23 protein-coding genes are annotated in these 26,443 nt (G+C 61.3%); 17 read left to right on the forward strand and 6 right to left on the reverse strand.

Annotated features, from left to right (window positions below):
* Positions 1-3 precede the first annotated feature (3 nt).
* The 4 genes from PcP3B5_RS23190 (at position 4) to PcP3B5_RS23205 (ending at position 3,113) form a co-directional block, all read left to right on the forward strand.
* Positions 4-354, forward strand: a complete 351-nt coding sequence (locus PcP3B5_RS23190) for an ArsC family reductase (RefSeq protein WP_009616622.1) — start codon at positions 4-6, stop codon at positions 352-354.
* Between the two features lie 32 nt (positions 355-386).
* Positions 387-1,421, forward strand: coding sequence for a 2,3,4,5-tetrahydropyridine-2,6-dicarboxylate N-succinyltransferase (gene dapD / locus PcP3B5_RS23195; RefSeq protein ID WP_061562513.1), 1,035 nt, complete (start codon positions 387-389; stop codon positions 1,419-1,421).
* A gap of 88 nt (positions 1,422-1,509) precedes the next feature.
* Positions 1,510-2,712, forward strand: a complete 1,203-nt coding sequence (locus PcP3B5_RS23200) for an aminotransferase class V-fold PLP-dependent enzyme (protein WP_061562514.1) — start codon at positions 1,510-1,512, stop codon at positions 2,710-2,712.
* Positions 2,709-3,113, forward strand: coding sequence for a SufE family protein (locus tag PcP3B5_RS23205; protein ID WP_061562515.1), 405 nt, complete (start codon positions 2,709-2,711; stop codon positions 3,111-3,113). The genes PcP3B5_RS23200 and PcP3B5_RS23205 overlap by 4 nt, the downstream gene beginning before the upstream one ends.
* Positions 3,114-3,378: 265 nt before the next feature.
* Here the strand turns inward: PcP3B5_RS23205 and tcdA are convergent, their stop codons facing one another.
* On the reverse strand, positions 3,379-4,197 hold the full coding sequence (gene tcdA / locus PcP3B5_RS23210; protein ID WP_061562516.1) for a tRNA cyclic N6-threonylcarbamoyladenosine(37) synthase TcdA: 819 nt from the start codon (positions 4,195-4,197) through the stop codon (positions 3,379-3,381).
* Between the two features lie 215 nt (positions 4,198-4,412).
* Here tcdA and PcP3B5_RS23215 point away from each other — a divergent pair, with 215 nt between their 5' ends.
* The 5 genes from PcP3B5_RS23215 to PcP3B5_RS23230 all read left to right on the forward strand — a co-directional run bounded on the left by PcP3B5_RS23215 (position 4,413) and on the right by PcP3B5_RS23230 (position 9,950).
* Positions 4,413-7,022: a glycosyltransferase gene (locus tag PcP3B5_RS23215; RefSeq protein WP_061562517.1), complete on the forward strand. Its 2,610-nt coding sequence runs from the start codon at positions 4,413-4,415 to the stop codon at positions 7,020-7,022.
* Positions 7,023-7,425: 403 nt separating this feature from the next.
* A complete protein-coding gene (gene dapE / locus PcP3B5_RS23220; RefSeq protein ID WP_061562518.1) occupies positions 7,426-8,574 on the forward strand; it encodes a succinyl-diaminopimelate desuccinylase in 1,149 nt (382 codons plus the stop codon).
* Positions 8,571-8,744 (forward strand): hypothetical protein, encoded by a 174-nt coding sequence (locus tag PcP3B5_RS32070; protein WP_167361010.1) that lies wholly within the window; start codon positions 8,571-8,573, stop codon positions 8,742-8,744. Before dapE ends, PcP3B5_RS32070 begins: the two co-directional genes overlap by 4 nt.
* Before the next feature lies 1 nt (position 8,745).
* Positions 8,746-9,555: a putative RNA methyltransferase gene (locus PcP3B5_RS23225; protein WP_058490947.1), complete on the forward strand. Its 810-nt coding sequence runs from the start codon at positions 8,746-8,748 to the stop codon at positions 9,553-9,555.
* Positions 9,556-9,566: 11 nt separating this feature from the next.
* Positions 9,567-9,950 (forward strand): hypothetical protein, encoded by a 384-nt coding sequence (locus PcP3B5_RS23230; RefSeq protein WP_061562519.1) that lies wholly within the window; start codon positions 9,567-9,569, stop codon positions 9,948-9,950.
* Positions 9,951-10,260: 310 nt separating this feature from the next.
* On the opposite strand, the gene PcP3B5_RS23235 is transcribed toward PcP3B5_RS23230, so the two are convergent.
* The 5 genes from PcP3B5_RS23235 to PcP3B5_RS23255 form a co-directional block, all read right to left on the reverse strand.
* Positions 10,261-10,470 carry a cold-shock protein gene (locus PcP3B5_RS23235; protein ID WP_003082372.1) on the reverse strand — a complete coding sequence of 70 codons (210 nt, stop codon included), beginning with the start codon at positions 10,468-10,470 and terminating at the stop codon, positions 10,261-10,263.
* 388 nt (positions 10,471-10,858) lie between these two features.
* Positions 10,859-11,833: a DUF4340 domain-containing protein gene (locus tag PcP3B5_RS23240; RefSeq protein WP_061562520.1), complete on the reverse strand. Its 975-nt coding sequence runs from the start codon at positions 11,831-11,833 to the stop codon at positions 10,859-10,861.
* Positions 11,834-11,843: 10 nt separating this feature from the next.
* Complete coding sequence (locus tag PcP3B5_RS23245; RefSeq protein ID WP_061562521.1) at positions 11,844-13,679, reverse strand: GldG family protein; 1,836 nt, start codon at positions 13,677-13,679, stop codon at positions 11,844-11,846.
* A gap of 10 nt (positions 13,680-13,689) precedes the next feature.
* The gene (locus PcP3B5_RS23250) at positions 13,690-14,424 is read right to left on the reverse strand and encodes an ABC transporter permease subunit (RefSeq protein ID WP_009616584.1); all 735 of its coding nucleotides are present in this window, start codon (positions 14,422-14,424) and stop codon (positions 13,690-13,692) included.
* Complete coding sequence (locus tag PcP3B5_RS23255) at positions 14,421-15,344, reverse strand: ABC transporter ATP-binding protein (RefSeq protein ID WP_061562522.1); 924 nt, start codon at positions 15,342-15,344, stop codon at positions 14,421-14,423. The genes PcP3B5_RS23250 and PcP3B5_RS23255 overlap by 4 nt, the downstream gene beginning before the upstream one ends.
* 312 nt (positions 15,345-15,656) lie before the next feature.
* On the opposite strand from PcP3B5_RS23255, the gene plsB reads away from it, so the two are divergent.
* From plsB to PcP3B5_RS31635, 8 genes are all read left to right on the forward strand, one after another.
* Positions 15,657-18,149, forward strand: a complete 2,493-nt coding sequence (gene plsB / locus PcP3B5_RS23260) for a glycerol-3-phosphate 1-O-acyltransferase PlsB (RefSeq protein ID WP_061562523.1) — start codon at positions 15,657-15,659, stop codon at positions 18,147-18,149.
* Positions 18,150-18,340: 191 nt separating this feature from the next.
* Positions 18,341-18,787, forward strand: coding sequence for a low molecular weight protein-tyrosine-phosphatase (locus PcP3B5_RS23265; protein WP_043271232.1), 447 nt, complete (start codon positions 18,341-18,343; stop codon positions 18,785-18,787).
* A 32-nt stretch (positions 18,788-18,819) separates the two neighbouring features.
* Positions 18,820-21,048, forward strand: coding sequence for a polysaccharide biosynthesis tyrosine autokinase (locus tag PcP3B5_RS23270; protein WP_061562524.1), 2,229 nt, complete (start codon positions 18,820-18,822; stop codon positions 21,046-21,048).
* Positions 21,049-21,143: 95 nt separating this feature from the next.
* A complete protein-coding gene (gene rfaH / locus PcP3B5_RS23275; RefSeq protein ID WP_061562525.1) occupies positions 21,144-21,644 on the forward strand; it encodes a transcription/translation regulatory transformer protein RfaH in 501 nt (166 codons plus the stop codon).
* 105 nt (positions 21,645-21,749) lie between these two features.
* Positions 21,750-23,072 carry an oligosaccharide flippase family protein gene (locus PcP3B5_RS31060; protein WP_082816405.1) on the forward strand — a complete coding sequence of 441 codons (1,323 nt, stop codon included), beginning with the start codon at positions 21,750-21,752 and terminating at the stop codon, positions 23,070-23,072.
* A complete protein-coding gene (locus PcP3B5_RS23280; RefSeq protein WP_061562526.1) occupies positions 23,056-24,450 on the forward strand; it encodes a bifunctional cytidylyltransferase/SDR family oxidoreductase in 1,395 nt (464 codons plus the stop codon). The genes PcP3B5_RS31060 and PcP3B5_RS23280 overlap by 17 nt, the downstream gene beginning before the upstream one ends.
* Positions 24,451-24,454: 4 nt before the next feature.
* Positions 24,455-25,276, forward strand: coding sequence for a LicD family protein (locus PcP3B5_RS31065; RefSeq protein WP_082816406.1), 822 nt, complete (start codon positions 24,455-24,457; stop codon positions 25,274-25,276).
* A 20-nt stretch (positions 25,277-25,296) separates the two neighbouring features.
* Positions 25,297-26,391 carry a hypothetical protein gene (locus PcP3B5_RS31635; protein ID WP_145923942.1) on the forward strand — a complete coding sequence of 365 codons (1,095 nt, stop codon included), beginning with the start codon at positions 25,297-25,299 and terminating at the stop codon, positions 26,389-26,391.
* Positions 26,392-26,443 lie beyond the last annotated feature (52 nt).

Consider the following 26,443-nt stretch of genomic DNA (forward strand, 5'->3'; position numbering starts at 1 on the left):
CCCATGACCCAGCGGACCATCTACGGAATCAAGGCCTGCGACACCATGAAGAAAGCCCGCACCTGGCTTGAGGAACACGGCGTCGACTATGCCTTCCACGACTACAAGACTAGCGGAATAGACCGCGCGCACCTTGAGCAATGGTGCGCCGAGCACGGCTGGCAGACGGTCCTGAACCGCGCCGGCACCACTTTCCGCAAGCTCGACGAGGCGCAGAAAGCCGACCTCGACGAGTCCCGCGCGATCGAGCTGATGCTCGCCCAGCCGTCGATGATCAAGCGTCCGGTGCTGGACCTTGGCGACCGCACCCTGGTCGGCTTCAAGCCCGACGCCTACGCCGCCGCGCTGGCCTGACACTTTTTCACCGTTTTTTCGAGGAACCGCACATGTCCCAATCCCTGTTCAGCCTGGCCTTCGGCGTCGGCACCCAGAACCGCCAGGACGCCTGGCTGGAAGTCTTCTACGCGCAGCCGCTGCTGAACCCGGCCGCCGAGCTGGTCGCCGCCGTCGCGCCGATCCTCGGCTACGAGAACGGCAACCAGGCCATCGCCTTCAGCAACCAGCAGGCCTACCAACTGGCCGACGCGCTGAAGACCATCGCCCCGGCCCAGGCCGCCCTGCTCAACCGCCTGGCCGAAAGCCAGAAGCCGCTGGTCGCCACCCTGCTGGCCGAAGACGCCGCCCCCGCCTCCACCCCCGAGGCCTACCTGAAGCTGCACCTGCTCTCGCACCGCCTGCTCAAGCCCCATGGCGTCAACCTGTCGGGCATCTTCCCGCTGCTGCCGAACGTGGCCTGGACCAACATCGGCGCCGTCGACCTGGCCGAACTGGCCGAACTGCAACTCGAAGCGCGCCTGAAGGGCAAGCTGCTGGAAGTCTTCTCGGTGGACAAGTTCCCGAAAATGACCGACTACGTGGTCCCGGCCGGCGTGCGCATCGCCGACACCGCCCGCGTGCGCCTGGGCGCCTACATCGGCGAAGGCACCACCGTGATGCACGAAGGCTTCGTCAACTTCAACGCCGGCACCGCCGGCCCGGGCATGATCGAAGGCCGCGTCTCCGCCGGCGTGTTCGTCGGCAAGGGTTCGGACCTGGGCGGCGGCTGCTCGACCATGGGCACCCTGTCCGGCGGCGGCAACATCGTCATCAGCGTCGGCGAAGGCTGCCTGATCGGCGCCAACGCCGGCATCGGCATCCCGCTGGGCGACCGCAACATCGTCGAAGCCGGCCTGTACGTCACCGCCGGCACCAAGGTGGCGCTGCTGGACGACCAGAACAACCTGGTCAAGGTGGTCAAGGGCCGCGACCTGGCCGGCCAGCCGGACCTGCTGTTCCGCCGCAACTCGCAGACCGGCGCGGTGGAGTGCAAGACCAACAAGACCGCCATCGAGCTGAACGAAGCGCTGCACGCGCACAACTAAGTCAGAGCTGGAAGCTGGAAGCCAAAAGCCGGAAGCGGGCTGCACAAGGCACTTCCAGCTTCCAGCTTCCAGCTTCAGGCTTACAGCCATGCTTCTTTCCCCCTGGCGCTCCGCCTTCCCCGCCCTCGCCGCGCTGGCAGCCGAGGAGCAGACCTACCTCGACAGCGCCGCCACCGCGCAGAAGCCCCAGGCCATGCTCGACGCCCTGGCCGGCTACTACGCCAGCGGCGCGGCCAACGTCCATCGCGCCCAGCACCTGCCCGGCGAACGCGCCACCCGTGCCTTCGAGGCGACGCGCACACGCCTGGCACAATGGCTGGACGCCGGCAGCCCGGAACAGCTCGTGTTCACCCACGGCGCCACCGAGGCCCTGAACCTGCTGGCCTACGGCCTGGAGCCGCTGTTCGGCGAAGGCGACGAGATCGCCATCAGCGCCCTGGAGCACCACGCCAACCTATTGCCCTGGCAGCAACTGGCGCTGCGCCGTGGGGCGAAGCTGGTGGTGCTGCCGCTGGACGACCGCGGGGTCATCGACCTGGAGGCCGCCAGGCAGCTGATCGGTCCGAGCACCCGCCTGCTCGCCGTGAGCCAGTTGTCCAACGTGCTCGGCACCTGGCAGCCACTGCCGGAGCTGCTGGCCCTGGCCCGCGCGCAAGGCGCGCTGAGCGTGGTGGACGGCGCCCAGGGCGTGGTCCATGGCCGGCACAGCCTGTCCGCCCTGGGCTGCGACTTCTACGTGTTCTCCAGCCACAAGCTCTACGGCCCCGAGGGCCTGGGCCTGCTCTGGGGCCGCGCGGACGCGCTGGCGCGCCTGCGCCACTGGCAGTTCGGCGGCGAGATGGTGCAGAACGCCGATTACCAGAGCGCGCACTTCCGCCCGGCGCCGCTGGGCTTCGAAGCCGGCACCCCGGCCATAGGCGCGGTGATCGGCCTGGGCGCCAGCCTCGACTGGCTGGCCCGCCAGGACGCCGCGGAAATGGCCGCCCACGAGGCCCTGCTGCACGCACAGCTGCTGGCCGGGCTGCGCGCCCGCGACGGTGTGCGCCTGCTGGGCGAACCCCAGGCAGCGCTGGCCAGCTTCGTGGTGCGGGACGTACACAGCGCCGACCTCGCCCACCTGCTCACCGAACAGGGCGTGGCGGTGCGCGCCGGACACCACTGCGCCATGCCGCTGCTCAAGCGCCTGGGCCTGCCCGGCGCCATCCGCGTGTCCCTGGGCCTGTACAACGACGGCGCTGACCTGGAGCGCTTCTTCCGCGCCCTCGACGGCGCCCTGGAACTGCTGCGATGAGCCTGCCCGAAGCCGCCCGCCAGGCGCTGGAAGCCTTCGCCGGGCAAGCCTCCTGGGAACAGCGCGCGCGCCTGCTGATGCAATGGGGCGACAGGCTGGAGCCGCTGGACGAGTCGGAACGCAGCGAGGCCAACCGCATCCATGGCTGCGAAAGCCTGGTCTGGCTGGTGGCCGAACAGCGCGACGGCGCCTGGCACTTCCGCGCCACCAGCGACGCGCGCCTGCTGCGCGGGCTGATCGCGCTGCTGTTGGTGCGGGTGCAGGGATTGCCGGGGGAGGAACTGGCGCAACTGGACCTGGGGCAGTGGTTCAACGAACTGGGCCTGGGTCGACAGTTGTCGCCCTCGCGCAGCAATGGGCTGAATGCGGTGCTCCAACGCATGCGCGAACTCGTTTCGTAGGAGCGAGCTTGCTCGCGAACAACCGAGTCAAGCTCAACTCCGGAGCGATATCGAAGTCCGCCCCCTCTCCCCAGCCCTCTCCCTGAAGGGAGAGGGGGCCGTATGGTGTGAAGCGCACTAACGGCGCTCACTGCTACTCCGATGTTGCCGGCAAACGCAGAGGTATCCGCTGGCACGGACAGTCCCCTCTCCCTTCAGGGAGAGGGTTAGGGAGAGGGAGCGGAGTAACAGCAAACACCTCGATAACAGGTGAGCACCGTTCGCGTTAAGAGGGATTTCCAGCCGCGCTACGCTCCGAAGGCCGCCGCGCCCCCGCCACCAACTTATCCACAGCCCTCGCCGCCGCAGCCATGCCAAAGGTGGCCGTAACCATCATCACCGCCCCGAAACCACCCGCGCAGTCCAGCTTCACCCCTTCGCCGACGAAGCCCTTGGCCTGGCACACGCTGCCGTCCGGCTTGGGGTAGCGCAACTGCTCGGTGGAAAACACGCAGGGCACGCTGTAATGCCGCCCCGGCGTGCGCGAGAAGTTGTAGTCGCGGCGCAGCAGCGAGCGCACCTTGGCCGCCAGCGGATCGTTGAAGGTCTTGTTCAGGTCGGCCACCTGCACCTGCGTCGGGTCGACCTGGCCGCCGGCGCCGCCGGTGGTGACGATCTGGATCTTGCGCCGCTTGCACCAGGCGATCAGCGCCGCCTTGGCCGGCACGCTGTCGATGCAGTCGATGACGAAGTCCATGTCGGTGGTGATGCAGTCGGCCATGCTCTCGCGGGTGACGAAGTCCGCCACCGCGTGGACCTTGCACGCCGGGTTGATGGCGCGGATGCGCTCGGCCATCACCGCCACCTTGGGCTTGCCCACGGCGCCTTCCAGGGCGTGGACCTGGCGGTTGGTGTTGGTCACGCAGACGTCGTCCAGGTCGAACAGGGAAATCTCGCCGACGCCGCTGCGCGCCAGCGCCTCGGCCGCCCAGGAGCCGACGCCGCCGATGCCGACCACCGCCACGTGGGCCGCGGCCAGGCGCTCCAGGCCCTGGGTGCCGTACAGGCGGGCGATGCCACCGAAACGCTGATCGTCCACTACCATCACAGTGTCTCCGCAAAAAACGCCCGGCATTCTATAGGAAGGCGGGCGCCAGGGCCGGCCGAATTGACGCCCGGCAAGGCCATAACCGGCCACCAGGGACATTCTATGCCGCCCCCGCGGCGCCGGACGGGAGCTATACACCCAGGGGGGTGCGGGGTAGGATGCGCGCCGACCCGTTCCCGGCCCCGAAACACCGACAGGAACCCGATCGCTCCATGCCATCACGCAAATTCGGCCTCAACCTGGTCGTGCTGGTCGCCCTGGCCGCCCTGCTCACCGGCGTCTGGGCCCTGTACAACCGCCCGGTGAGCGCGCCGGACTGGCCGGAAAGCATCTCCGGCTTCTCCTTCTCGCCCTTCCGCCTGGACCAGAGCCCGCAGAGCGGCCGCTTCCCCAGCGACGAGCAGATCCGCTCGGACCTGGAACTGGTCTCGCGGATGACCGAGAACATCCGCACCTACTCGACCAAGGGCAGCCTTTCCGACATCCCCTTCCTCGCCGAGGAGTACGGGATGCGCGTCAGCCTGGGCATCTGGATCAGCGCCGACGAGGCCGAGAACGAGGCGGAGATCGCCCGTGGCATCGAGATCGCCAACCGCTCGCGCAGCGTGGTGCGGGTGATAGTCGGCAACGAGGCGCTGTTCCGCCGCGAGGTCACCAAGGACCAGTTGATCGGCTACCTCGACCGCGTCCGCGCCGCGGTGAAGGTACCAGTGACCACCGCCGAGCAGTGGCACATCTATGAGAAGTACCCGGAGCTGGCCCTGCACGTCGACCTGATCGCCGCCCACGTGCTGCCCTACTGGGAGTTCGTGCCCATGCAGGACTCGGTGCAGTTCGTCCTCGACCGCGCCCGCGACCTGCGCCTGAAGTTTCCGAAAAAGCCGCTGCTGCTGGCCGAGGTCGGCTGGCCCAGCAACGGCCGCATGCGCGGCGGCGCCACCGCCACCCAGGCCGACCAGGCCATCTACCTGCGCGAACTGACCAACGCGCTGAACAAGAAGGGCTACAACTACTTCGTGGTCGAGGCTTTCGACCAGCCGTGGAAATACACAGACGAAGGCTCGGTGGGCGCCTACTGGGGCGTGTTCAACGCCGCGCGCCAGCCCAAGTTCAACTTCCAGGGCCCGGTGGTGGCCATTCCCAAGTGGCGCGTGCTGGCCATCGCCTCGGTGGTGCTGGCGCTGCTCACCTTCACTCTGCTGCTGATCGACAGCAGCGCCCTGCGCCAGCGCGGACGGACCTTCCTCGCCGTGGTCTCGTTCGTCTGCGCGTCCATCCTGGTGTGGATCGGCTACGACTACAGCCAGCAGTACAGCACCTGGTTCAGCATCACCGTCGGCGTATTGCTGGGCATAGGCGCGCTGGGCGTGGTGATAGTGCTGTTCACCGAGGCCCACGAGCTGGCCGAGGCGGTATGGACGCGCAAGCGCCGCCGCCTGTTCCTGCCGGTCACCGCGGCCGACGCCTACCGGCCCAAGGTCTCCATCCACGTGCCCTGCTACAACGAGCCGCCGGAGATGCTCAAGGAGACGCTGAACGCCCTGGCCAGGCTCGACTACCCGGACTTCGAGGTCCTGGTGATCGACAACAACACCAAGGACCCGGCCGTGTGGGAGCCGGTGCAGGCCCACTGCGAACTGCTCGGCCCGCGCTTCCGCTTCTTCCACGTGGCGCCCCTGGCCGGCTTCAAGGGCGGCGCGCTGAACTACGCGCTGCAGTTCGTCGCGCCCGACGCCGAAGTCATCGCGGTGATCGACTCCGACTACTGCGTCGAGCCGGACTGGCTCAAGCACATGGTGCCGCATTTCGCCGACGCGCAGATCGCCGTGGTGCAGTCGCCGCAGGACTACCGCGACCAGCACGAGAGCGCCTTCAAGCGCCTGTGCTACGCCGAGTACAAGGGCTTCTTCCACATCGGCATGGTCACCCGCAACGACCGCGACGCGATCATCGAGCACGGCACCATGACCATGGTCCGTCGCCAGGTGCTGGACGAGCTGAAGTGGGCCGAATGGTGTATCACCGAAGACGCCGAGCTGGGCCTGCGGGTGTTCGAGCGCGGCCTCTCGGCGGCCTACTTCGAGCGCAGCTACGGCAAGGGCCTGATGCCCGACACCTTCATCGACTTCAAGAAGCAGCGCTTCCGCTGGGCCTACGGCGCCATCCAGATCATGAAGCGCCACACCGACGCCCTGCTGCGCGGCCGCGGCCCGGACGGCAGCAAGCTGACCGGCGGCCAGCGCTACCACTTCGTCGCCGGCTGGCTGCCGTGGATCGCCGACGGCATGAACATCTTCTTCACCCTCGGCGCGCTGCTGTGGTCGGCGGCGATGATCATCGTGCCCAAGCGCGTCGACCCGCCGCTGCTGATCTTCGCGATCCTGCCGCTGACGCTGTTCGCCTTCAAGGTGGGCAAGATCCTCTTCCTCTACCGCCGCACCGTGGGCGTGAACCTGCGCGACGCGCTGTTCGCCGCGCTGGCCGGGCTGTCGCTGTCGCACACCATCGCCAAGGCGGTGCTGTACGGCTTCGTCACCCGCTCCATCCCGTTCTTCCGCACGCCGAAGATGCGCGCAAGCCACGGCCTGCTGGTGGCCCTGGCGGAAGCCCGCGAGGAAGTCTTCATCATGCTCCTGCTGTGGGGCGCCGCCCTGGGCATCGTCCTGGTGCAGGGCGTGCCCAGCCCGGACCTGATGTTCTGGGTGGTGATGCTGCTGGTGCAGTCACTGCCGTACCTGGCGGCGCTAATCATGGCCCTGCTCTCCTCGCTGCCGCGCCCGCGCGAGGAAGAGGCGCTGAGCGGGTCCGAGCAGGTGGGCTGAACGGCCAGGCGCTTTTCGTAGGATGGATTGAGCCTTGGCGATACCCATGCGGTCATGGCGATGGGTATCGCTTCGCTCAACGCCATCCTACGAAAAGCCATGCTCGCTCATACGGTAGGAGCGGACCTTGTCCGCGATAGCCGGACACCCCGGCGCAGTTCGCGGATGAGATCCTCCTACAGGTGGCTTCCGACACGCGGGAGTCTCCTGACGTAGGATGGGTTGAGCGAAGCGATACCCATCACCGCGGCAGCATGGGTTTCGCAGGCTCAACCCATCCTACGAAAGCACCCCGGCGCAGTCGGCAAGACAGTCGCGCCCCGCTGCGACCAGACGACGCGCTGTCCCCGCGCTTTTGCTTTAAGATGTGCGCCTTTTCCGTTTCACCCTGGATGCCTTGCCCATGTCCCAGTCGCCGACCCTGGCCCTCGCCTGCGAGCTGATCCGCCGGCCCTCCGTCACTCCCGTCGATGCCGACTGCCAGCAGCTGATGATGCAGCGCCTGGCCGCCTGCGGCTTCGACCTGGAGCCGATGCGCATCGAAGAAGTGGACAACTTCTGGGCCCGCCGTGCCGGTCGCGATGGCGGCGAAGGCCCGGTGCTGTGCTTCGCCGGGCACACCGACGTGGTGCCCACCGGCCCCGCGCAGGCCTGGCAGCACCAGCCGTTCGACGCCCTGATCGACGCCGACGGCATGCTCTGCGGGCGCGGCGCGGCGGACATGAAGGGCAGCCTGGCGGCCATGATCATCGCCACCGAGCGCTTCGTCGCCGAGCACCCGGACCACCGCGGCAGCATCGCCTACCTGATCACCAGCGACGAGGAAGGCCCGGCGCAGCACGGCACCAAGGCCGTGGTCGAGCGCCTGCGCGCGCGCAACGAACGCCTGGACTGGTGCATCGTCGGCGAGCCGTCGAGCACCACCCTGGTCGGCGACGTGGTCAAGAACGGCCGCCGCGGCTCCCTCGGCGCCACCCTCAAGGTGCGCGGCGTGCAGGGCCACGTGGCCTACCCGCACCTGGCGAAGAACCCCATCCACCTGGCCGCCCCGGCCCTGGCCGAACTGGCCGCCGAGCACTGGGACGACGGCAACGCCTTCTTCCCGCCGACCAGCTTCCAGATCTCCAACATCAACGGCGGCACCGGCGCCACCAACGTCATCCCCGGTGAGCTGGTGGTGGTGTTCAACTTCCGCTTCTCCACCGAATCCACCCCGGAGGGGCTGCAGCAACGCGTCGCCGCCATCCTCGACAAGCACGGCCTGGACTGGCACATCGACTGGGCGCTGTCCGGCCTGCCGTTCCTCACCGAGCCGGGCGAACTGCTCGACGCCGTGGCCGCCAGCATCCAGGCGGTGACCGGCCGGCAGACCACTCCCTCGACCTCCGGCGGCACCTCGGACGGGCGCTTCATCGCCACCCTGGGCACCCAGGTGGTCGAACTGGGCCCGGTCAACGCCACCATCCACCAGGTCAACGAGCGGGTGCTGGCCAGCGACCTCGACCTGCTGAGCGAAATCTACTACCAGACCCTGGTGCGGCTGCTGGCATGAAAGACGTGAAGAAAGGCTTCTGCCTGGCCGCCACCCAACCCGACATCCCACCGCCGGCCCCCGCCGCCGAGCGGCGCTACGCCCTGCGCAGCTACCAGCTCAACCTGCGCCAGCGCAGCCTGCCGCTGCTCACCGTGCTGAGCCCGCTGCGCACGGAGCGGAAAGACTGAGATGCTCACCTGCCCGATCTGCCAGGCGCCGCTGGAACACCTCGACAACAGCGTGAAGTGCCCCGCCGGGCACAGCTTCGACCGCGCGCGCCAGGGCTACCTGAACCTGCTGCCGGTGCAGCACAAGAAGAGCCGCGACCCGGGCGACAACGCCGCCATGGTCGAGGCCCGCCGCCAGTTCCTCGGCGCCGGCCACTACGCCCCGCTGGCCCGGCGCCTGGCCGAGCTTGCCGCCGAACGCGCGCCGGCGCGCTGGCTCGACATCGGCTGCGGCGAGGGCTACTACACCGCCCAGCTCGCCGAAGCCCTGCCCGCCAGCGACGGCTACGCCCTGGACATCTCCCGCGAGGCGGTGAAAGCCGCCTGCCGCCGCGCCCCGCAGCTGACCTGGATGGTCGCCAGCATGGCCCGGGTGCCGCTGGCAGACGCCAGTTGCCAATTGCTGGCCAGCGTGTTCAGCCCCATCGACTGGAACGAGGCCGCGCGCCTGCTGGCTCCCGGCGGCGGCGTGCTGCGCCTGGGCCCGGGCCGCGACCACCTGCTGGAGCTGCGCCAGCGCCTGTACGACGAGGTGCGCGAGTACGTCGACGACAAGCACCTGGCCGACCTGCCGCCGAGCCTGGCCCTGGCCCATACGGAAAGCCTGAATTTCCGCCTGGCCCTAGACAGCCGCGAAGCCCGCGAGACGCTGCTGGCGATGACGCCCCACGGCTGGCGGGTCAACCCGCAGCGCCGCGAGCGCATCCTCGCCGAGCCCTTCGAGGTCACTGTGGCGGTGCGCTACGATTGGCTGGAACGCCAAAAACCCTGACGAGGACGCCCATGCGCCAACCGGATATCGAGATCTACCTGAAGGACGCCGACCAGGCCGCCGTCGGCGCCTGGCTGGCCGAGGCGCTGGGCCCCTGCAGCGAATGGCGACGCCAGGGCGAGACCTTCAAGTGCCTGGCCGACAGCCCCAGCGGGATGATCCCGCTGACCTGGCTGCCGCAGGCGGTGGGCAAGTGGCACAGCCTGTTCATCGACAGCGACGCCACGCCCTGGGACGACGACCTGGCCTGCGCCAGGGCGGCCAACGCCGCGCTGGGCGTGGAGGTGCGCTGCGCACCGGGCAGCTGGAGCGAGGAACAGGGCGAGGAAGACGCCGACCGCTGGCTGAAGGTGACCGCCGAGGGCGTCGCCGAGATCATCTGGCGAACCGGCTGAAGCACGAAAACGACGCTGGCGCGATACGCGGCGTCGTTGCTGAAGAGCCGGGCGCCAGGCGCCGGCTGGAAAACGAAGGCCCGTCTCGCGACGGGCCTTTGTCTTCGGGGGCTCAGAGCCTGTTTACGATCTCGCGAGCTAGAGCAGAACAAGGCGCAACGACCAACGGGAGTAACAGCCGAAGGCTGGCCCGAAGGGCGAGCGCAGCGAGTCAAACAGGCGAGGAAGCGCAGTTTAGCTAGCTAAATGAGCATTACTCGCCTGTTTTCAACGCAGTTATGCCGACGCGCAGCAGATCGTAAACGGGTTCTCAGACCTTGGAGACGTCTTCCGCCTGCAGGCCTTTCTGACCCTGGATCACCGAGAACTCCACTTTCTGGCCTTCGACCAGGGAGCGGTGACCTTCGCCACGAATGGCGCGGTAGTGGACGAAAACGTCCGGACCGCTGTCGCGTTGAATGAATCCATAACCCTTGGCGTCATTGAACCACTTGACGGTTCCGACCTCACGATCAGCCATTACCACACTCTCCAACTCGCTATTATTTTTGGGTGGCCCCCGGGAATGAGGACTGCAACGGCTCGACAGGCGGAGGGTTGTCCGCATTGACCGTCCAGGGCCTTAGCCGCTGGATGGGCAATTCGAATAACGCCCCAATGACGACCGCGCTCCCGAGTATATAAATCAAAAGTTACAGCTGGAAAGCACTTTTTCGCCTCAGTGCCAGCACCGTGACCGATGCGGCCAAAGTGCCATTTTACGGGGCTTCCAAGGCCATTCTGGTGCACTTGGACGATGTAACGGAGTTGTAAGTTTTGTCATTGTCGGCGTGCTGTAGCGCACATTTCCGCACGCCCGTGGCGAAAGTTGCCGACCGGAACTTCGCCCGGCCGGCCTTTGAAATACCTCAAGGTTTCTTCGCGGTGAAATCCGCCAGGTGCCTGGCCAGCGCCTCGTACTGGTTGGCTTCGATGCGGTAGGCCCAGCCCTTGCGCGCCTGGATCTGCCCGTCGGCGAACCCCTCGACGCGGTCCAGCAGCAGCCAGTTCTGCCCGCCCTGCTCCAGCACGCGCCCGCTCAGGCTGGCGCCATCGAGGGTCTTGAGCGCCAGGCTCAGCCGCGGCGGCCCCTTGAACTGCACCTGGTCCAGCGGCGCCGTTTCGCTGAAGGTCAGGGCGCCGAAGGGCGTGGCCATGCCGTTGGCGATGGACTCGTAGGCCAGCTTGGCGTCCCTGGGCAACTGGCGTACCCGCAGGTTGGGCTCGCCGGCCTTGTCGCGGAATACCGTCAGGGTTTCCCCGCCGGGGTAGCTCACCGACACCTCGGCGACCTTCTCGAAGGGAATGCTGGTGATGCGCCGGTCCAGCCAGTCCAGCTCGTCGGGCGGCAGGCGCAGGTCCTTGTCGATCAGCCAGACCTGCTCGTCGCCGGGCTGGCGCACCAGGCGCCCGCCCTGCTGCGCGGCCTTGCCCACCAGCAGCTCCAGCGGCGCGCCGGCGCTGCGCTCCAGGCTCAGGCGCACGCCGGCGCCCTCGCCCTGATCGGCGACGCCGAGCTGGGCGAAGTTGCCCGGCTCGCGGGTCTTGGCCTCGACCTTGCGCGCCTGCGCCAGGTCGTGCAGCAGGTCGCCGACCAGGCGCCCGGCCGCCGGGTAGCCGGCCTTGGCCGGCATCACCCAGCGCCCGTCCTGGCGCGCCACGCGGATGTCCGGCTGGCCGGGGCGGCGCACTGTCACCGCGCTCACCTGCTGCGCGTCCAGGCCCGGGAAATAGCGCACCTCCGCCGGCGGCGCCAGGCGGGCCGGCTCGCGCTGCAGCCAGGCAAAGAGGCCGCCGAGCGCCACCACCAGGACCACCAGCAGGATCAGACTCTTGCGTTGCATGGCTGCCTCCTCAGGCCTGGCGCCGGCGGCGCCACCACCACAGGGCGAGCACGCCCAGGGTCAGCAGCAGCGGCACGGCGGCGATGTTGATGATCTTCAGGGTGCGGCCGAGGGACTCGATATCCGCGTTGAGCTGGAACTGCACGTCGCGCAGCTCCTTGCGGATGCGCACGCGCTCCTGGATGAACTGCTGCATCGCGCTCTGCTGCTCCGGCGTCAACTCCAGGGCCTTGCCCGGGTCGGGGTTCTGCAGCGCGGCGAGCTTCTGCTCGGTGTCGGCCAGGCGCTGCTTGAGCGCGTCGGCCTTCTCGCGGAAGCGCGTCTCGGCCTGGCGCTGCAGTTCGTCCACCACGGTGAACGGGCGGCTGAAGCGGCCGCGCGAGCGCACGCTGATCAGCGCGTCGGAGCCGGCCAGGTTGTCCAGCGCGTTGATCACGAAGCTGGCGTTGTCGGCCCAGGGCTGCGGCACGCGCTGGCCGAAGAAGTCCTGCACCTGCACCCACATGCGGTCGGTGAGCAGGTCGGTGTCGGCCACGGCGATGACGTTGATGCTGTCGGCGCTCTTCAGGCCATCCTTGCGGCCTTCGATGCCATTGGGGAAGGCGCTCTGCGCCGGGCCCTGGATGCGCGCGGCCATGACGTAGCGCTGGCCGGTGGGCTTGAGCTGGGCCATCAGCTCGCCGGGGTCGCGCAGGGTGGCGAAGCGCTGGGCGTCGAAGGGCATCGCCTGCGCCGAACTCTGGATCAGCGGCGTGAAGCGGGTCTTCGCGTCCTTGAGCGGTTCGAGGATGCCGGCGGTGGCCAGGGTCAGGTTCTCCAGCCCGGCGGTGGCCACGTCGTTGGCATCCAGCGCCTTGGCGTCGAGGTTCAGCCAGGCCGGGTGGTGCGCCGCGCGCTGGCCCTGGCCCATGCTCACCGACATGGCGTAGCTGGCATCACCGAGCACCTTGCCCGGTAGCAGTTGCACGCCCCAGGCCCTGAACAGCGGTTCGAGGTCGGAGGCCTGGTCGCCGGGGCCATCCAGCGCGGCCATGGGCGAGGATTTGTCGGCCTCGCTGAAGGGGTCGACGAAAGCCAGCAGCTTGCCGCCGCGCAGCACGAACTGGTCGATGGCGTAGAGCGTCTGCTGCGGCAGGTGCTTGGGGTGCACCAGCAGCAGCACGCTGACGTCGTCCGGAATGGCGTCGACGTCGGGCTTGAGGCTCTTCAGGTCGAACTGCTGGCGCACCTCGTCGAGCAGCATCCAGGGCGAGCTGGGCTGCTGCGTCTGCATGTCGAAGCCGCCGGTCATCTGCAGGGTGCTGAGCACGCCCACCACCGGCCGCTTGGGATGCGCCAGGGCGTTGACCAGGCGGCTGAGGTCGTACTCCAGGAACGCCTCGTGGTCCGGCTGGAAGAACGGGATCACCTGGATGTTGTCCAGCGCGTCGGTGCCGGCCAGGCCGAAGTACAGGGTGTCGCCGCCCTGGTTCAGCGGCACCGCCTGCAGGCCGAACTCGGCGGCCTTGTCCTCCTCCTCGGAGAACGGCTGCGGGTCGATGACGTGCAGGCGGATCTTGCCGTCGGCCTCGCGCTCGTAGGCCTTGAGCAGTTCCTCCACGCGCTTGGCGTAGTTGCGCAGCGGGACCAGGTCCTTGCTGCCCTTGTCGGAGAAGAAGAAGTACAGGTTGATCGGCTCGCCGATGGAGCCCAGCACCTTCTTCGTACCGTCGGAGATGGTGTAGAGCTTCTGCTGCGTCAGGTCCAGGCGCGCGCCGGTGAAGGCCAGCCCGGACACCAGGTTGAAAGCCAGGAACAGCAAGGCGATGACCAGCAGCCCGGCGGCGGAATACATCAATTTCTTCATGCGGGCTTCCTCAATCGGCTTTCTTCAGGTCGACCACCACCGCCGTGGCGGCGAGCCAGGCGACGATCAGGCTGGCGAAGAACAGCAGGTCGCGCAGGTCGATGACGCCCTTGCTGATCGCATCGAAGCGCGTCAGGAAGCTCATCGAGGCCACCGCGTCCAGCAGCCACTGCGGCGCCCAGGCGTTGAAGGCGTCGAGCACCAGGGGGAAGCCGCTGACGATGAACACGAAGCACATCACCACGGCGAGGATGAAGGCGATCACCTGGTTCTTCGCCAGCGCCGACATGCACGAGCCGATGGCCAGGTAGCCGCCGGCCAGCAGCCAGCTGCCGAGGTAGCCGGCGAGGATGGCGCCGTTGTCCGGCTCGCCCAGGTAGTTGACCGTGAGCACCATGGGGAAAGTCAGCAGCAGCGCGATGCCGGCGAACACCCAGGCGGCGAGGAACTTGCCGGTGACCGCTTCGAAGCGGGTGATCGGCAGGGTCATCAGCAGCTCGATGGAGCCGGATTTGCGCTCCTCGGCCCACAGGCGCATGGCCAGCGCCGGGATGAGGAACAGGTAGAGCCAGGGATGGAAGTTGAAGAAGGCCGTCAGATCCGCCTGGTTACGCTCGTAGAAATTGCCCAGGTAGAAGGTGAAGACCCCGGACAGCACCAGGAAGATGACGATGAACACGTAGGCCAGCGGGGTGGCGAAGTAGCTCGCCAGCTCGCGCTTGAAGACCACCGGCAACTGCTTCATGCCGCCTCCCCCCTGGTCAGGCTGCGGAACACCTCGTCGAGGCGGCCGCGCTCCACGTCCAGCTCGCGGATGCGCCAGCCGCGCTCGGCGATCAGCGCATTCACCTGTGGGAAGATCACCTCGCCGGGCTTGGCCAGCAGCGTCAGGCTGTGCTCCAGCGGGTTCTCCTCCAGGGCCGCCACGCCCGGCAACGCGGCCAGGGCGGCGCGGTCCAGCTCGCCGTCGGCGACCAGGGTAACCGCTTGGTGGTAGCGCGAGCGGCTTTCCAGTTCGAAGGGCGTGCCGTCGGCCAGCAGGCGGCCATTGGCGATCACTACCGCGCGGGTGCAGACCGCGGAGACCTCTTCGAGGATGTGGGTGGAGATGATGACGATGCGCTCGCGGGCCAGGCCGCGGATCAGCTCGCGGACCTGGTGCTTCTGGTTCGGGTCCAAGCCGTCGGTGGGCTCGTCGAGGATCAGCACCCGCGGGTCGTGGAGGATCGCCTGGGCCACGCCGACGCGGCGCTTGAAGCCCTTGGAGAGGGTCTCGATGGACTGCTCGCGGACACTCTCCAGCTCCAGTTGCTCGACCACCCGCGCCACCCGCTCGCGCTTCTGCGCGCCGCGGTAGCCGCGGACCTCGGCGATGAATTCGAGGAAGCCGCGCACGCGCATGTCGCCGTAGCAGGGCGCGCCCTCGGGCAGGTAGCCGATCAGGCGCTGGGCCTGCAGGGTCTGCGTCTGGATGTCGAAGCCGTGGATGCTCGCGGTGCCCGAGGTGGGCGCGAGGAACCCGGTGAGCATCTTCATGGTGGTGGACTTGCCGGCGCCGTTGGGGCCGAGAAAGCCCAGGACTTCCCCCGGTTGCACACTGAACGACAGGTCGTCCACCGCGGTGTGCTGCGCGAATCGCTTCGTGAGTCTGCTTATTTCGATCATTTCTCTCACCGTTGCGCCAAGAGCCCGCCGCGAACTCGGAACACACGGGGCAGACGAGCTCCCACAAAATGCCGCCGGGAATATATGAACCGACGGACGGCAGTGCAAGGTGGAGACTGTGACGAAAAAGTACACTGCCGTGCATGAAAATTTATTTAGGAATGCGGTCCCATTCCTACATCGAAAGCGGCCGAGCGGAGGTCATAGCATGCTTCCAGGCTGCCGTCCCACCCTTTTGCCTGCCGTAGCGTTGCGGCACACTAGCGTCCGCTTGGTCGCCGCCGAGCCCCGTTCAACTGCCTGCGAGCCCGTATGCCCCGTTACCCGTTCCGCCGCTTCGGCTTTGGCGTCCTGCGCCGCCTGCTCTACCTCTGGGTGCGCTCGGAAACCATCAACCAGTCGTCCCTGAGCCTGAAGATCGACCGCAGCAAGCCGGTGCTCTACGTGCTGCAGCAGCCTTCGGTGAGCGACCTGGCGGTAGTCGACACGGAGTGCCGCAAGGCCGGCTTGCCGCGCCCGGTGATGCCGGTGGCGGTGGGCAGCAGCATCGAGCCGGCGGCCTTCTTCTACCTGACGCCTGAGCCCGACTGGCTCGGCCGCCAGGACAAGCGCGGCGCGCCGCCGGCGCTGATGCGCATGCTCGCGGCCATCGGCCAGAACGGCGTGGACGACGCGCAGATCGTCCCGGTCAGCGTGTTCTGGGGGCAGTCGCCGGACAGCGAGAAAAGCGCCTGGAAGCTGCTGTTCGCCGACAACTGGGCGGTGACCGGGCGCCTGCGCAAGCTGGCGCGCATCCTCATCCTCGGGCGCAAGACGCGCGTGCAGTTCTCCGCGCCCATCCACCTGCGCGAGCTGGTCGACCAGGGCAAGGGCCAGGAGCGCACCCTGCGCATGGTCCAGCGCATCCTGCGGGTGCACTTCCGCAACCAGAAGACCGCGGTCATCGGCCCGGACCTTTCGCACCGCCGCACCCTGGTCAAAGGCCTGCTGCGCGCGCCCCTGGTGCGTCAGGCCATCCAGGAAGAGGTCGAAACGCAGCACCTCTCCACGGAAAAGGCCGAGGCCCTGGCCCTGCGCTACGCCAACGAGATCGCCGCGGACGTGTCCTACCCGGTGATCCGCTTCCTCGAAGTCACCCTCACCTGGTTCTGGAACAAGCTGTACGAAGGCGTGCGGGTCAACCACATCGAGCGCGTGCAGGACGTCGCCCAGGGCCACGAGATCGTCTACGTGCCCTGCCACCGCAGCCACATCGACTACCTGCTGCTGTCCTACCTGCTGTTCCGCAACGGCCTGACGCCGCCGCACATCGCCGCCGGCATCAACCTCAACATGCCCGTGGTCGGCTCCATCCTGCGCCGCGGCGGGGCCTTCTTCATGCGCCGCAGCTTCAAGGGCAACCAGCTGTACACTGCGGTGTTCAACGAATACCTGCACACCCTGTTCAGCCGCGGCTTCTCCACCGAATACTTCGTCGAGGGCGGGCGCTCGCGCACCGGGCGCATGCTGCACCCGCGCACCGGCATGCTCGCCATCACCCTGCGCAGCTTCCTGCGCGACTCGCGCCGGCCGATCGTCTTCGTGCCGGTGTACATCGGCTACGAACGCGTTCTGGAAGGCCGCACCTATCTGGGCGAGTTGCGCGGCGCGGCGAAGAAGAAGGAATCCATCTTCGACCTGTTCAAGGTGGTGGGCGCACTGCGCCAGCGCTTCGGCCAGGTGTGGGTGAACTTCGGCGAGCCGATCCACCTGGACAGCTTCCTCGAACAGCACGAACCCGGCTGGCGCAAGCAGGAACTCGGCCCGGAATACCGCCCGGCCTGGCTGCCGGAAGCCACCAACCAACTGGCCCGCGAAGTGGCCCGCCACCTCAACGACGCAGCGGCGATCAACCCGGTCAACCTGGTGGCCCTGGCACTGCTCTCCACCAGCCGCCTGGCCCTGGACGAACGCGCCCTGGAACGCGTGCTGGACCTGTACCTGGCGCTGCTGCGCAAGGTGCCCTACTCGCCCAGCGCCACCCTGCCCGACGGCGACGGCAAGGCGCTGATCGAATACGTGAAGAGCATGAACCTGCTCGCCGAACAGAAGGACGCCCTGGGCCGCATCCTCTACCTGGACGAGCAGAACGCCGTCCTCATGACCTACTACCGCAACAACGTCCTGCACGTATTCGCCCTGCCGGCGCTGATCGCCAGCTTCTTCCAGAGCAACGCGCGGATCAGCCGCGAACAGCTGCTCAACTACACCCGCGCGCTCTACCCCTTCCTGCAACAGGAACTGTTCATCCGCTGGGACCTGGACCAGCTCGACGCCGTGGTCGACCAGTGGCTGGCCGCGCTGGTGGAACAGAACCTGCTGAAACAGGACGGCGACGCCTACGTGCGCCCGGCGCCCAGCTCGCGCGAATACGTGCTGCTGACCCTGCTCGCCCGCGCCATCACCCAGACCCTGCAGCGCTTCTACATGGCCATCGCCCTGCTGCTCAACGCCGGGCAACGCCAGCTCAGCGCCGAGGAGCTGGAGAACCTGTGCACCGTCATGGCCCAGCGCCTGTCCATCCTCCACGGCCTGAACGCCCCGGAGTTCTTCGACAAGACACTGTTCCGCAACTTCATCCAGGCCCTGCTCGACCAGCGCGTGCTGCGCAAGGACGAGGAAGGCAAGCTGAGCTACCACGAAAAGCTGGGCGAAGTGGTCGAAGGCGCGGCCAAGCGCGTGTTGCCGGCGGAGATCCGGTTGTCGATTCGGCAGGTGGCGCTCGAACGCCCGTCCCAGGAAGAAACCCCAGCCCCCGCCCCCTGATCTTCCAATCCCCGGGGCCGCCAGACGACAAGCGGTCGGCCCCCGCCAAACCCGCGTACCCATGGCAATTCGCCATTTTCAAAAGTCTGAAGCCCGTCACAGAAGGGTTGTGAGCCTTGACTCAAGGTGCCGCGACTCTTACATTTCCCCGCTTTCATACATACATATCTGTAGGATCAAGGAACGTTCCCGTGTTCAAAAGGATATTGGTCGTCTGCGTCGGTAACATTTGCCGTAGTCCTACCGCAGAACATCTGCTGCGCCAGCGCCTGGCCGGCAGCGATATCCAAGTGAGCTCCGCCGGCCTCGGCGCCCTGGTCGACAAGCCCATCGAAAGCCACGCTCTCGCCATCCTCCAGCAACACGGCGAGCAGCCGCACGAACACCGAGCCCGCCAACTGACCTCCAGCCTGCTGCGCGAATCCGACCTCGTCCTGGTCATGGAAAAGCGCCACCTGCAAGGCGTCAGCCAGATCGCCCCGGAAGCCCGCGGCAAGACCTTCCTGCTCGGCAAGTGGCAGGACGATCGCGAAATCCCCGACCCCTACCGCCAGAGCACAGCCGTGTTCGAACACGCCTACGCGCTGATCGAACAAGGCGTCGACGCCTGGGCCAAACGCATTCGCCCGACCCGCTAAGCCTCACTGACAAAGAAGTAAAAGAAGCCCCCATGCAACAGCAACCCGCGGTAGCCATTCACGACAAAGACGATGACGAGATCGACCTGCTCGGTCTGCTCGGCACCCTGATCGACCACAAGTGGCTGATCGCCGGCATCACCGCGGGCTTCATGGCCGTGGGCGTTGCTTATGCGCTGCTGGCGACGCCGATCTACCGATCGGATGCGATCGTGCAGGTGGAGCCGAAGAAGCCGACCATTCCGGGGTTGTCGGATATGGGGGATTTGCTGGGGGCGCAGTCGGAGGCTATTACCGAGATCCAACTGCTGACTTCGCGTGCGGTCATCGGCAAGGCGGTGGATAACCTCAAGCTGAATATCGTGGTGGAGCCGTCGCGCTTCCCGCTGATTGGTGGCTTCCTGGCTCGACATTTCCGGCCGGAAACTCCTGATGAAGTCGCGGCGCCGGTGTTCGGCCTGAGCCGTTTTGGCTGGGGTGGTGAGGAGTTGAAGGTCTTCCAGCTCGATGTGCCGGAAAATCTCCTCGAAGAGGATCTGACACTTATCGCCGGAGAAAACGGCACCTTTACCCTGCTCGATGACGATGACAATGTTCTCGTGCAGGGCAAGGTAGGTGAGGCTTACGACCAGAATGGAGTGAAGGTTCAGGTCGAATCCCTACGCGCCAACCCGGGTACGCATTTCAATGTAGTGCGTGAGCGCCGCCTGACTACCATCCTGCGCTACCAGGACAACCTGAACGTTGCGGAGACAGGCAAAGAGTCCGGCATCATCAGCCTGTCGCTGGAAAACGACGAGCCGGCCCGCGCCCTGCAAGTACTGGACGAGATCAGCAAGCTGTACGTCCGGCAGAACGTGGAACGTGCTTCTGCCGAAGCAGCTTCCAGTCTGGAATTCCTGCGTGGCCAACTACCCGATGTGCGCCGCGAGTTGGAAAGGGCTGAAGATGCCCTGAGCGCTTATCAGACCCGTGCCAAGTCGGCTGACATAAGCCTGGAAACCAAGGCTCTGCTGGACCAGGTAGTCGCCCTGGATACCAGCATTTCCGAGCTCAAGCTGCAGCAAGCGGAAATGGACCGCAAGTTCACCCGCCAGCATCCGGCCTACCAGGCCCTGCAGAAACAGATCGGTGAACTTACCTCCAAGCAGAATGGGCTGTCGCACAGGGTAGAAGGCCTGCCGGAAACCCAGCAGGAACTACTGCGTCTCACTCGCGACGTGCAAGTCAGTACCGCCATCTACACGCAGTTGCTGAACAAGGCCCAGGAACTGGACGTGATGCGTGCCGGCGCTGTGGGTAACGTGCGCATCATCGATACCGCGGACGTGGACATCACCAAACCGGTCAAGCCCAAGAAGCCTCTGGTGGTCCTGATGGCCACCCTGCTCGGCCTGCTCTTCTCCGTAGGTCTGGTCCTTCTACGCAAGGCCCTGAACCGTGGAATTGAAACACCGGACGCCATCGAGCAACTTGGCCTGCCCGTTTATGCCTCGATTCCTTACAGCGTCTTGCAGAAGGCTGAGGAAGATAGGCGCGACAAAGGCCGTGGTCGTGCAGCCAAGGCTGCTCCCCTGCTCGCCATCAGTCACCCCACTGACCTGGCCATCGAATCCCTGCGTAGCCTGCGCACCAGCCTGCATTTCGCCATGCTGGAAGCCGGCAATAACCGCCTGATGATTTCCGGCCCCAGCCCTGCGGTAGGCAAGACCTTCGTGTCCTCCAACCTGGCTGCCGTCATCGCCCAGACTGGCCAGCGCGTGCTGCTAGTGGATGTGGACATGCGCAAGGGGTACCTGCACAAGGTGCTCAACAGCGGTGAAGAGAATGGTCTGTCCGACGTCTTGGTCAAGCGCTGCGACTTCAACACTGCCGTGCGCACCACCGAGATCGAAGGTTTCCACTTCATTCCGCGTGGCCAGATCCCGCCGAACCCGTCCGAACTGCTGATGCACCCCAACTTCACGGCCTTCCTCGAAGAAGCCAGCCAACAGTTCGACCTGGTAATTCTGGATACCCCGCCGCTGCTGGCAGTGACTGACGCCGCCATTGTCGGCCGCCAGTCTGGTACCAGCTTGATCGTCACCCGTTTCGGCTTGAACCCGGCACGGGAAATTGAATTGACCATTCGCCGCTTCGCGCAGAACGGTATCGAACTCAAAGGCGCCATCTTCAATGGTGTCGAGAAGCGCGCCTCGGCCTATTACGGCTATGGCGGCTACGGCTACTACCACTACGAATACAAATCGGACAAAGCCTGATCGAGGAGAGGCCAGGGAAGGCCTTATCCATATACCCGTCCGCATAGCGGACATTGGAACGCCGCAGGAGCAGTCAGTCCTGCAACGAGGGAGTCATGCCGGACACAACCGGAAAACGCTGGTATCTGGTGCAATGCAAACCACGCCAGGCCCCAAGGGCCTTGGAGCACTTGGAACGTCAGGGATACGAGTGCCTACTCCCCATGCATCAGATCGAACGCCTGCACAAAGGACAGCTGCAGCAGTTTAGCGAACCACTTTTTCCTGGATATATTTTTATTTGTCTGGATAAAGTAGAAGACAATTGGCTCCCCATTCGCTCAACTCGTGGCGTCAGCCGAATTGTCAGTTTTGGTGGACAACCGACTCCAGTACCGGAAGGTACAATTCTCGACATTACCAACAAAAAATCGAAAATCGCCCCCGTATTTGAAAAAGGTAACCCCATAGAAATTTTCAACTCTGGATTACCGCCAATAGAAGCTATCTTCTTGGAGAAAAACGGAGAGGAACGCGTATTACTGTTACTTCACTTACTCCAAAGAAATATTGTAATTGATGCTCCCTTAGGCAATATCAGAAAAATCGGGATCTAACGCAAGTCTGAGTCCTCCCTAGATATTTTGTAAAAACCACACCGCTTCATACAGGTCTGGGATTTAGCAAGAAAGCACTCGCCTACCACTTGAGTCCTCAGGAATATGACCAAAAATCCTGGGGCGGTAGCGTTTCAAAAACTCAGCCACTCGCTGCTGAGAGCAGAGAAGATGCAGTCAAACCTAAAAAAAATCGCCGGAAATGCTGGAGCCTTACTGGCAATACAAATCGCAAACTATTTGCTTCCCTTCGTTTTGGCTCCCTATCTAACTAGAACTCTTGGAATTACTGAATATGGGATCGTTGCACTAGGCCTTTCAATAATACAGATTTCCGGAATAATTACGGACTATGGATTCAGCATATCTGCTACATACATGGTCGCTAAGGCAACCTCAAAACCAGACATTAACTATATTGCAGGTGCAGTTTATACCTGCAAGGCAATACTGCTAATACCCGTTATCATATTTATATATTCGTTCCCACTAGCAGCAAACAAATACATAGAGCACAAAGAATATTTTTGGTTAATATCTCTATCCATCCTTGGAATAGCCTTCCAGCCGACCTGGCTATTTCAAGGCTTGGAAAAAATGAAACTTATAACTCTGTACACTGTTTTTTCAAGGGTTTTACTAATTGCATCAACCATAATTTTTGTCAAAGAGCAAGGTGATGTTTGGATATTTGCTATATGCAATGGCTTATCACAAATTGCTGCCACTGCTATCAGCATTTATTCCCTCAAGAAAATTGGATATTCTCCGAAATGGAAAAGCTGGAATTACGCATTCACAACTTTCAGGGAGTCCACCGAATACTTCTGGTCACGCGCAGCAGTAGGAACATATGGCGCAGGCGCAATATTTGTACTGGGGCTAATATCTACACCAATCCAAGTAGCCTACTATTCGGTGGCAGAACAGTTTTACAGAGGTGCTCTTGCCCTTTATAGCCCCCTAACGCAAGCATTGTATCCTCATATGGCAAAACATTGCGACCTGTCGATCTATAGAAAAATTTTCACACTGGTCCTCCTTAGTGGTGCTCTAGGAATAACGACTGGAATCCTCTTAGGAAAACCATTGATCAGCTTTATATTTGGCGAAACGTATACATCCGCCTATCCGGTGCTAGTAATATTCATGATTTCGCTTGGGGCCGCGGTACCCTCGATAATGCTGGGGTATCCTCTGTTAGGAGCTCTCGGCAACAGTAAAGCGGCTAACTATAGCGTAATGTATGCAGGACTCCTTCAGGTAGCACTCATAATATTTTGTGCAAGCAAAGGCTTTACTCAGGCAATAAACATAGTAACAACAGTCCTGATCTCCGAAATATTCGCTTTCTCCTACAGAGCATATTTCGCAAAAAGAATATTTAATCAATTCAAGCTGGAAGCAAGACATGCAAAAGCCAATTAAGAACATTGCAGTTATACTTGCCGGCGGCCAAGGAACACGCAGTGGATTCCGAAAACCCAAACAACTTATAAAACTAGCAGGAAGGCCGATAATCGAACATACCCTTCAAGCATTTAACTTAAATAGCAATATCCATGAAATCGTCATAGTCTCAAATAATGACTGCATAGAAACTATAGAGCAAGTTGTCCTCCAGGGAAGATTTGACAAAGTAAAATCTATAGTGAATGGCGGCCTGGAGAGATATGAGTCATCTTTATCTGCCATCCATGCAACTGAGCATCATTGCTTGACACATGATGTCAGGCTTGTTTTCCACGATGCCGTTCGCCCTTTGATTAGCCAACGAATTATTGATGACGTAATTCAAGCCCTAGATTGCTATGGGGCGGTAGATGTAGTCGTTAAAACGACAGATACTATCATCATGGCTGATCCAGTAACCAATACAATATCCAGCATTCCCAATCGGACTAACCTTAGAAACGGACAAACTCCACAAGCGTTTTCCCATTCCGTTATTAAAAGAGCTTATGAGATAAGCCAAAATGACCCTAACTTCACCACAACAGATGATTGTGGTGTAGTACTAAAATATCTCCCCAATGAAAAGATTTACCTTGTAGAAGGTGAAAATCAAAATATCAAGCTCACATATGAAGAAGATCTTCATATACTCGATAAGCTTTGCCAACTGAGATCAACGGAGAGCCAAGAATCTCAAAATATAAGCCTGTCACTTTCTCGCCTAAAAGATAAAGTTCTTGTAGTATTTGGTGGGACCAGCGGGATAGGTCAAGAAATTGCCAGTCTTGCAGAGGCTTATCAAGCCAAGGTCGCAGTAACGAGCTCAAGAGAAGGCGTTGATATAACCATCCCCGAACAGGTCAAGTGCTTCCTTCAAAATATCCGCAACCAGTTTGGTCGTATTGATTATGTCGTCAATAGCGCTGCAGTTTTGCACAAGCAACCCCTGCTGGATATGACTCCAAACGAAATAAGCAAGTCAATTCAAATTAACTATAATGGGGCAATAAATGTTGCCATGGCTTGCTTTGAGCACCTCCGAGAATCCCAAGGCCAAATACTGAACTTTACATCAAGCTCTTATACTTATGGTCGTGCATTTTACAGCCTCTATAGCTCATCAAAAGCAGCAGTAGTGAATTTAACTCAAGCTCTTGCAGATGAGTGGCATGGATATGGCATAAGAGTTAATTGCATAAATCCAGAGCGCACTGCAACACCAATGAGAACAAAGGCATTTGGTCTCGAACCCATGGACTCTCTATTAAGTGCAGAAGCCGTTGCAGAAAAGTCACTGCTAGTTCTACTGAGCGAACATACAGGCCAAATTTTTGACGTAAAAAAAACATAAAGCCATGAGCGCAACAACTCAAAAAGAAATACAGGCGAAGATTCTCGAGATTCTTAAAGCTGTTCATGCACTTTGTGAAAAGCATGAATTAAAATATTTCATGCTCGGTGGAACTTTAATTGGAGCTGTACGTCATCAGGGATTTATACCTTGGGATGATGATATAGATATAGGAATACCCAGGATAGACTACGAGAAGTTTATAAAAGTCTCCTGTGAACTTCCTAAACCTTTCATATTAAGCCATCCTGATAATGATCCAGAATATGTTTACCCATATGCAAAGTGCTATGATTCTTCAACGACTGTGACAGAAGACTTTGCGCTACCTTTTACAAGAGGAGTATGGATAGACATATTCCCAATCGACAACACCTTTAAAAATAGCCTTCTACAAAACATTCATTTTTATGCAAGCAGAGTCGTAAGACTGTTAATTACACATAAAACAAGAGCCTATAGAGCCAAGTCCATAAAAAACAGAATTATCAGGGACACACTATCTATTGTGTGCCAACCATTACCGCGAAAATTCTTATTTAACATTCTCAACTATATTCTAAAGATCAAAGAGCGAAGCAATTCATCTTTTTGTGGGAATTTTCTTGGTCGCTGGGGAACAAGAGAGATAGCCAGGTCTGTAGTCTTTAACGGAAGAGCTGAATTCCTCTTTTCATCAAACAGCTTCTTTGGCCCTGTACTTTACGATGAGTACCTAAAGAAAATCTATAAAAATTATATGCAACTACCTCCCATTGAAAAACAAATTTCTGATCATTCGACCTTAAACATAGATCTTAACAAGTCTTACCAACGAAGCAATTAACCTGAAAAAGGTTAAACCACATGAAAATAGTAAAACTATCATCTTCATTTACAGGGCGAATGGACAAGAGTACTTCCGCCATAATATGGATAGCTATAGCTGCACTATTGATACTCATTGCTTTTACAAAAAAATCTATTTTCCCAGAAAGATTTTTTTTTGATGAAGAAGCAATTTGGAGCTTTATGCAATATGCTCCTAGATTTAATATCGGGGAAGCCTACTCAAGCACCGCTGCATTTTATAAACTCCTTGGCGCGAGTCCGCAAAGCAATACTTTTATCGCCCTATCTTGCCTCGGAATAATATTCACTATTTACCGATCAACTCAGTATGAGAAAATAACATCAATTGATTTCGTCACACTCATGCTTATTATCTATTTCGGAATTTTAAGCATGACCTATATGACTTTGCTGAGCAAAGACCTTATTGTATTTTTAATATTGTATAGTTTCATTCCTCTCGCCAGAAATGGTATGCGAGGCTTAGTATTGTGGACACTCGTTGCAGCACTTTATGCTGCCTACTTTAGATTATATTGGATACTTTTCCTCCTCGAATTCTGGGGAGTTTTTTTCCTTTTACGCTTTCGGAATCACCCCATATTATTATTACTCTATATACCTCTATCTCTATTAGCACTAAGTATTGCTTTCAAGGTATTGCTGGGAGTCGAACTAGACTCCTTTAGAACATCAATCAATGATGTCCGAGAAGCTGACAACGCTAGGACAATGATACTTCCCTGGGTATCCGGATCTGGTATATTTTCTGGCTGGATAAATTCTTCAATTACATGGGCAACTCTGATAGTACCTATTCCTTTAGCTGTACTCATCACACCATACTACTTAAGCATAACACTCTTCATATTAATGTTTTATTACAAGCTTTGGAAAAAAGCTCTAAACAAATTAGATTTTAAGAATAATCTATCTGGCTCCTCAAGCGCGCTACTTATAATATCCTTTACAGCGATACAAAGCATATTTGAGCCTGATTACGGAAGTTACCTAAGACATTTAACGCCTTTCTTTCCAGTATTCCTTTACGCAATACTAACTCCATCACTCCAAAATAAGCAAAAATCGTCTGCTTGCATTAAGACCTAGCAGACTGAAATTGTTCACAATTAGGCGTCAATGGATTGAATACTAGGATAAT

This window comes from Pseudomonas citronellolis, assembly GCF_001586155.1.
GTDB lineage: Bacteria > Pseudomonadota > Gammaproteobacteria > Pseudomonadales > Pseudomonadaceae > Pseudomonas > Pseudomonas citronellolis.

What these genes read in the sequence shown, in the direction of transcription:
- PcP3B5_RS23190 (WP_009616622.1), top strand. Translation starts at nt 4, where the DNA reads ATGACCCAGCGGACCATCTACGGAATCAAGGCCTGCGACACCATGAAG.
- dapD (WP_061562513.1), top strand. Translation starts at nt 387, where the DNA reads ATGTCCCAATCCCTGTTCAGCCTGGCCTTCGGCGTCGGCACCCAGAAC.
- PcP3B5_RS23200 (WP_061562514.1), top strand. Translation starts at nt 1,510, where the DNA reads ATGCTTCTTTCCCCCTGGCGCTCCGCCTTCCCCGCCCTCGCCGCGCTG.
- PcP3B5_RS23205 (WP_061562515.1), top strand. Translation starts at nt 2,709, where the DNA reads ATGAGCCTGCCCGAAGCCGCCCGCCAGGCGCTGGAAGCCTTCGCCGGG.
- tcdA (WP_061562516.1), bottom strand. Translation starts at nt 4,197, where the DNA reads ATGGTAGTGGACGATCAGCGTTTCGGTGGCATCGCCCGCCTGTACGGC.
- PcP3B5_RS23215 (WP_061562517.1), top strand. Translation starts at nt 4,413, where the DNA reads ATGCCATCACGCAAATTCGGCCTCAACCTGGTCGTGCTGGTCGCCCTG.
- dapE (WP_061562518.1), top strand. Translation starts at nt 7,426, where the DNA reads ATGTCCCAGTCGCCGACCCTGGCCCTCGCCTGCGAGCTGATCCGCCGG.
- PcP3B5_RS32070 (WP_167361010.1), top strand. Translation starts at nt 8,571, where the DNA reads ATGAAAGACGTGAAGAAAGGCTTCTGCCTGGCCGCCACCCAACCCGAC.
- PcP3B5_RS23225 (WP_058490947.1), top strand. Translation starts at nt 8,746, where the DNA reads ATGCTCACCTGCCCGATCTGCCAGGCGCCGCTGGAACACCTCGACAAC.
- PcP3B5_RS23230 (WP_061562519.1), top strand. Translation starts at nt 9,567, where the DNA reads ATGCGCCAACCGGATATCGAGATCTACCTGAAGGACGCCGACCAGGCC.
- PcP3B5_RS23235 (WP_003082372.1), bottom strand. Translation starts at nt 10,470, where the DNA reads ATGGCTGATCGTGAGGTCGGAACCGTCAAGTGGTTCAATGACGCCAAG.
- PcP3B5_RS23240 (WP_061562520.1), bottom strand. Translation starts at nt 11,833, where the DNA reads ATGCAACGCAAGAGTCTGATCCTGCTGGTGGTCCTGGTGGTGGCGCTC.
- PcP3B5_RS23245 (WP_061562521.1), bottom strand. Translation starts at nt 13,679, where the DNA reads ATGAAGAAATTGATGTATTCCGCCGCCGGGCTGCTGGTCATCGCCTTG.
- PcP3B5_RS23250 (WP_009616584.1), bottom strand. Translation starts at nt 14,424, where the DNA reads ATGAAGCAGTTGCCGGTGGTCTTCAAGCGCGAGCTGGCGAGCTACTTC.
- PcP3B5_RS23255 (WP_061562522.1), bottom strand. Translation starts at nt 15,344, where the DNA reads ATGATCGAAATAAGCAGACTCACGAAGCGATTCGCGCAGCACACCGCG.
- plsB (WP_061562523.1), top strand. Translation starts at nt 15,657, where the DNA reads ATGCCCCGTTACCCGTTCCGCCGCTTCGGCTTTGGCGTCCTGCGCCGC.
- PcP3B5_RS23270 (WP_061562524.1), top strand. Translation starts at nt 18,820, where the DNA reads ATGCAACAGCAACCCGCGGTAGCCATTCACGACAAAGACGATGACGAG.
- rfaH (WP_061562525.1), top strand. Translation starts at nt 21,144, where the DNA reads ATGCCGGACACAACCGGAAAACGCTGGTATCTGGTGCAATGCAAACCA.
- PcP3B5_RS31060 (WP_082816405.1), top strand. Translation starts at nt 21,750, where the DNA reads ATGACCAAAAATCCTGGGGCGGTAGCGTTTCAAAAACTCAGCCACTCG.
- PcP3B5_RS23280 (WP_061562526.1), top strand. Translation starts at nt 23,056, where the DNA reads ATGCAAAAGCCAATTAAGAACATTGCAGTTATACTTGCCGGCGGCCAA.
- PcP3B5_RS31065 (WP_082816406.1), top strand. Translation starts at nt 24,455, where the DNA reads ATGAGCGCAACAACTCAAAAAGAAATACAGGCGAAGATTCTCGAGATT.
- PcP3B5_RS31635 (WP_145923942.1), top strand. Translation starts at nt 25,297, where the DNA reads ATGAAAATAGTAAAACTATCATCTTCATTTACAGGGCGAATGGACAAG.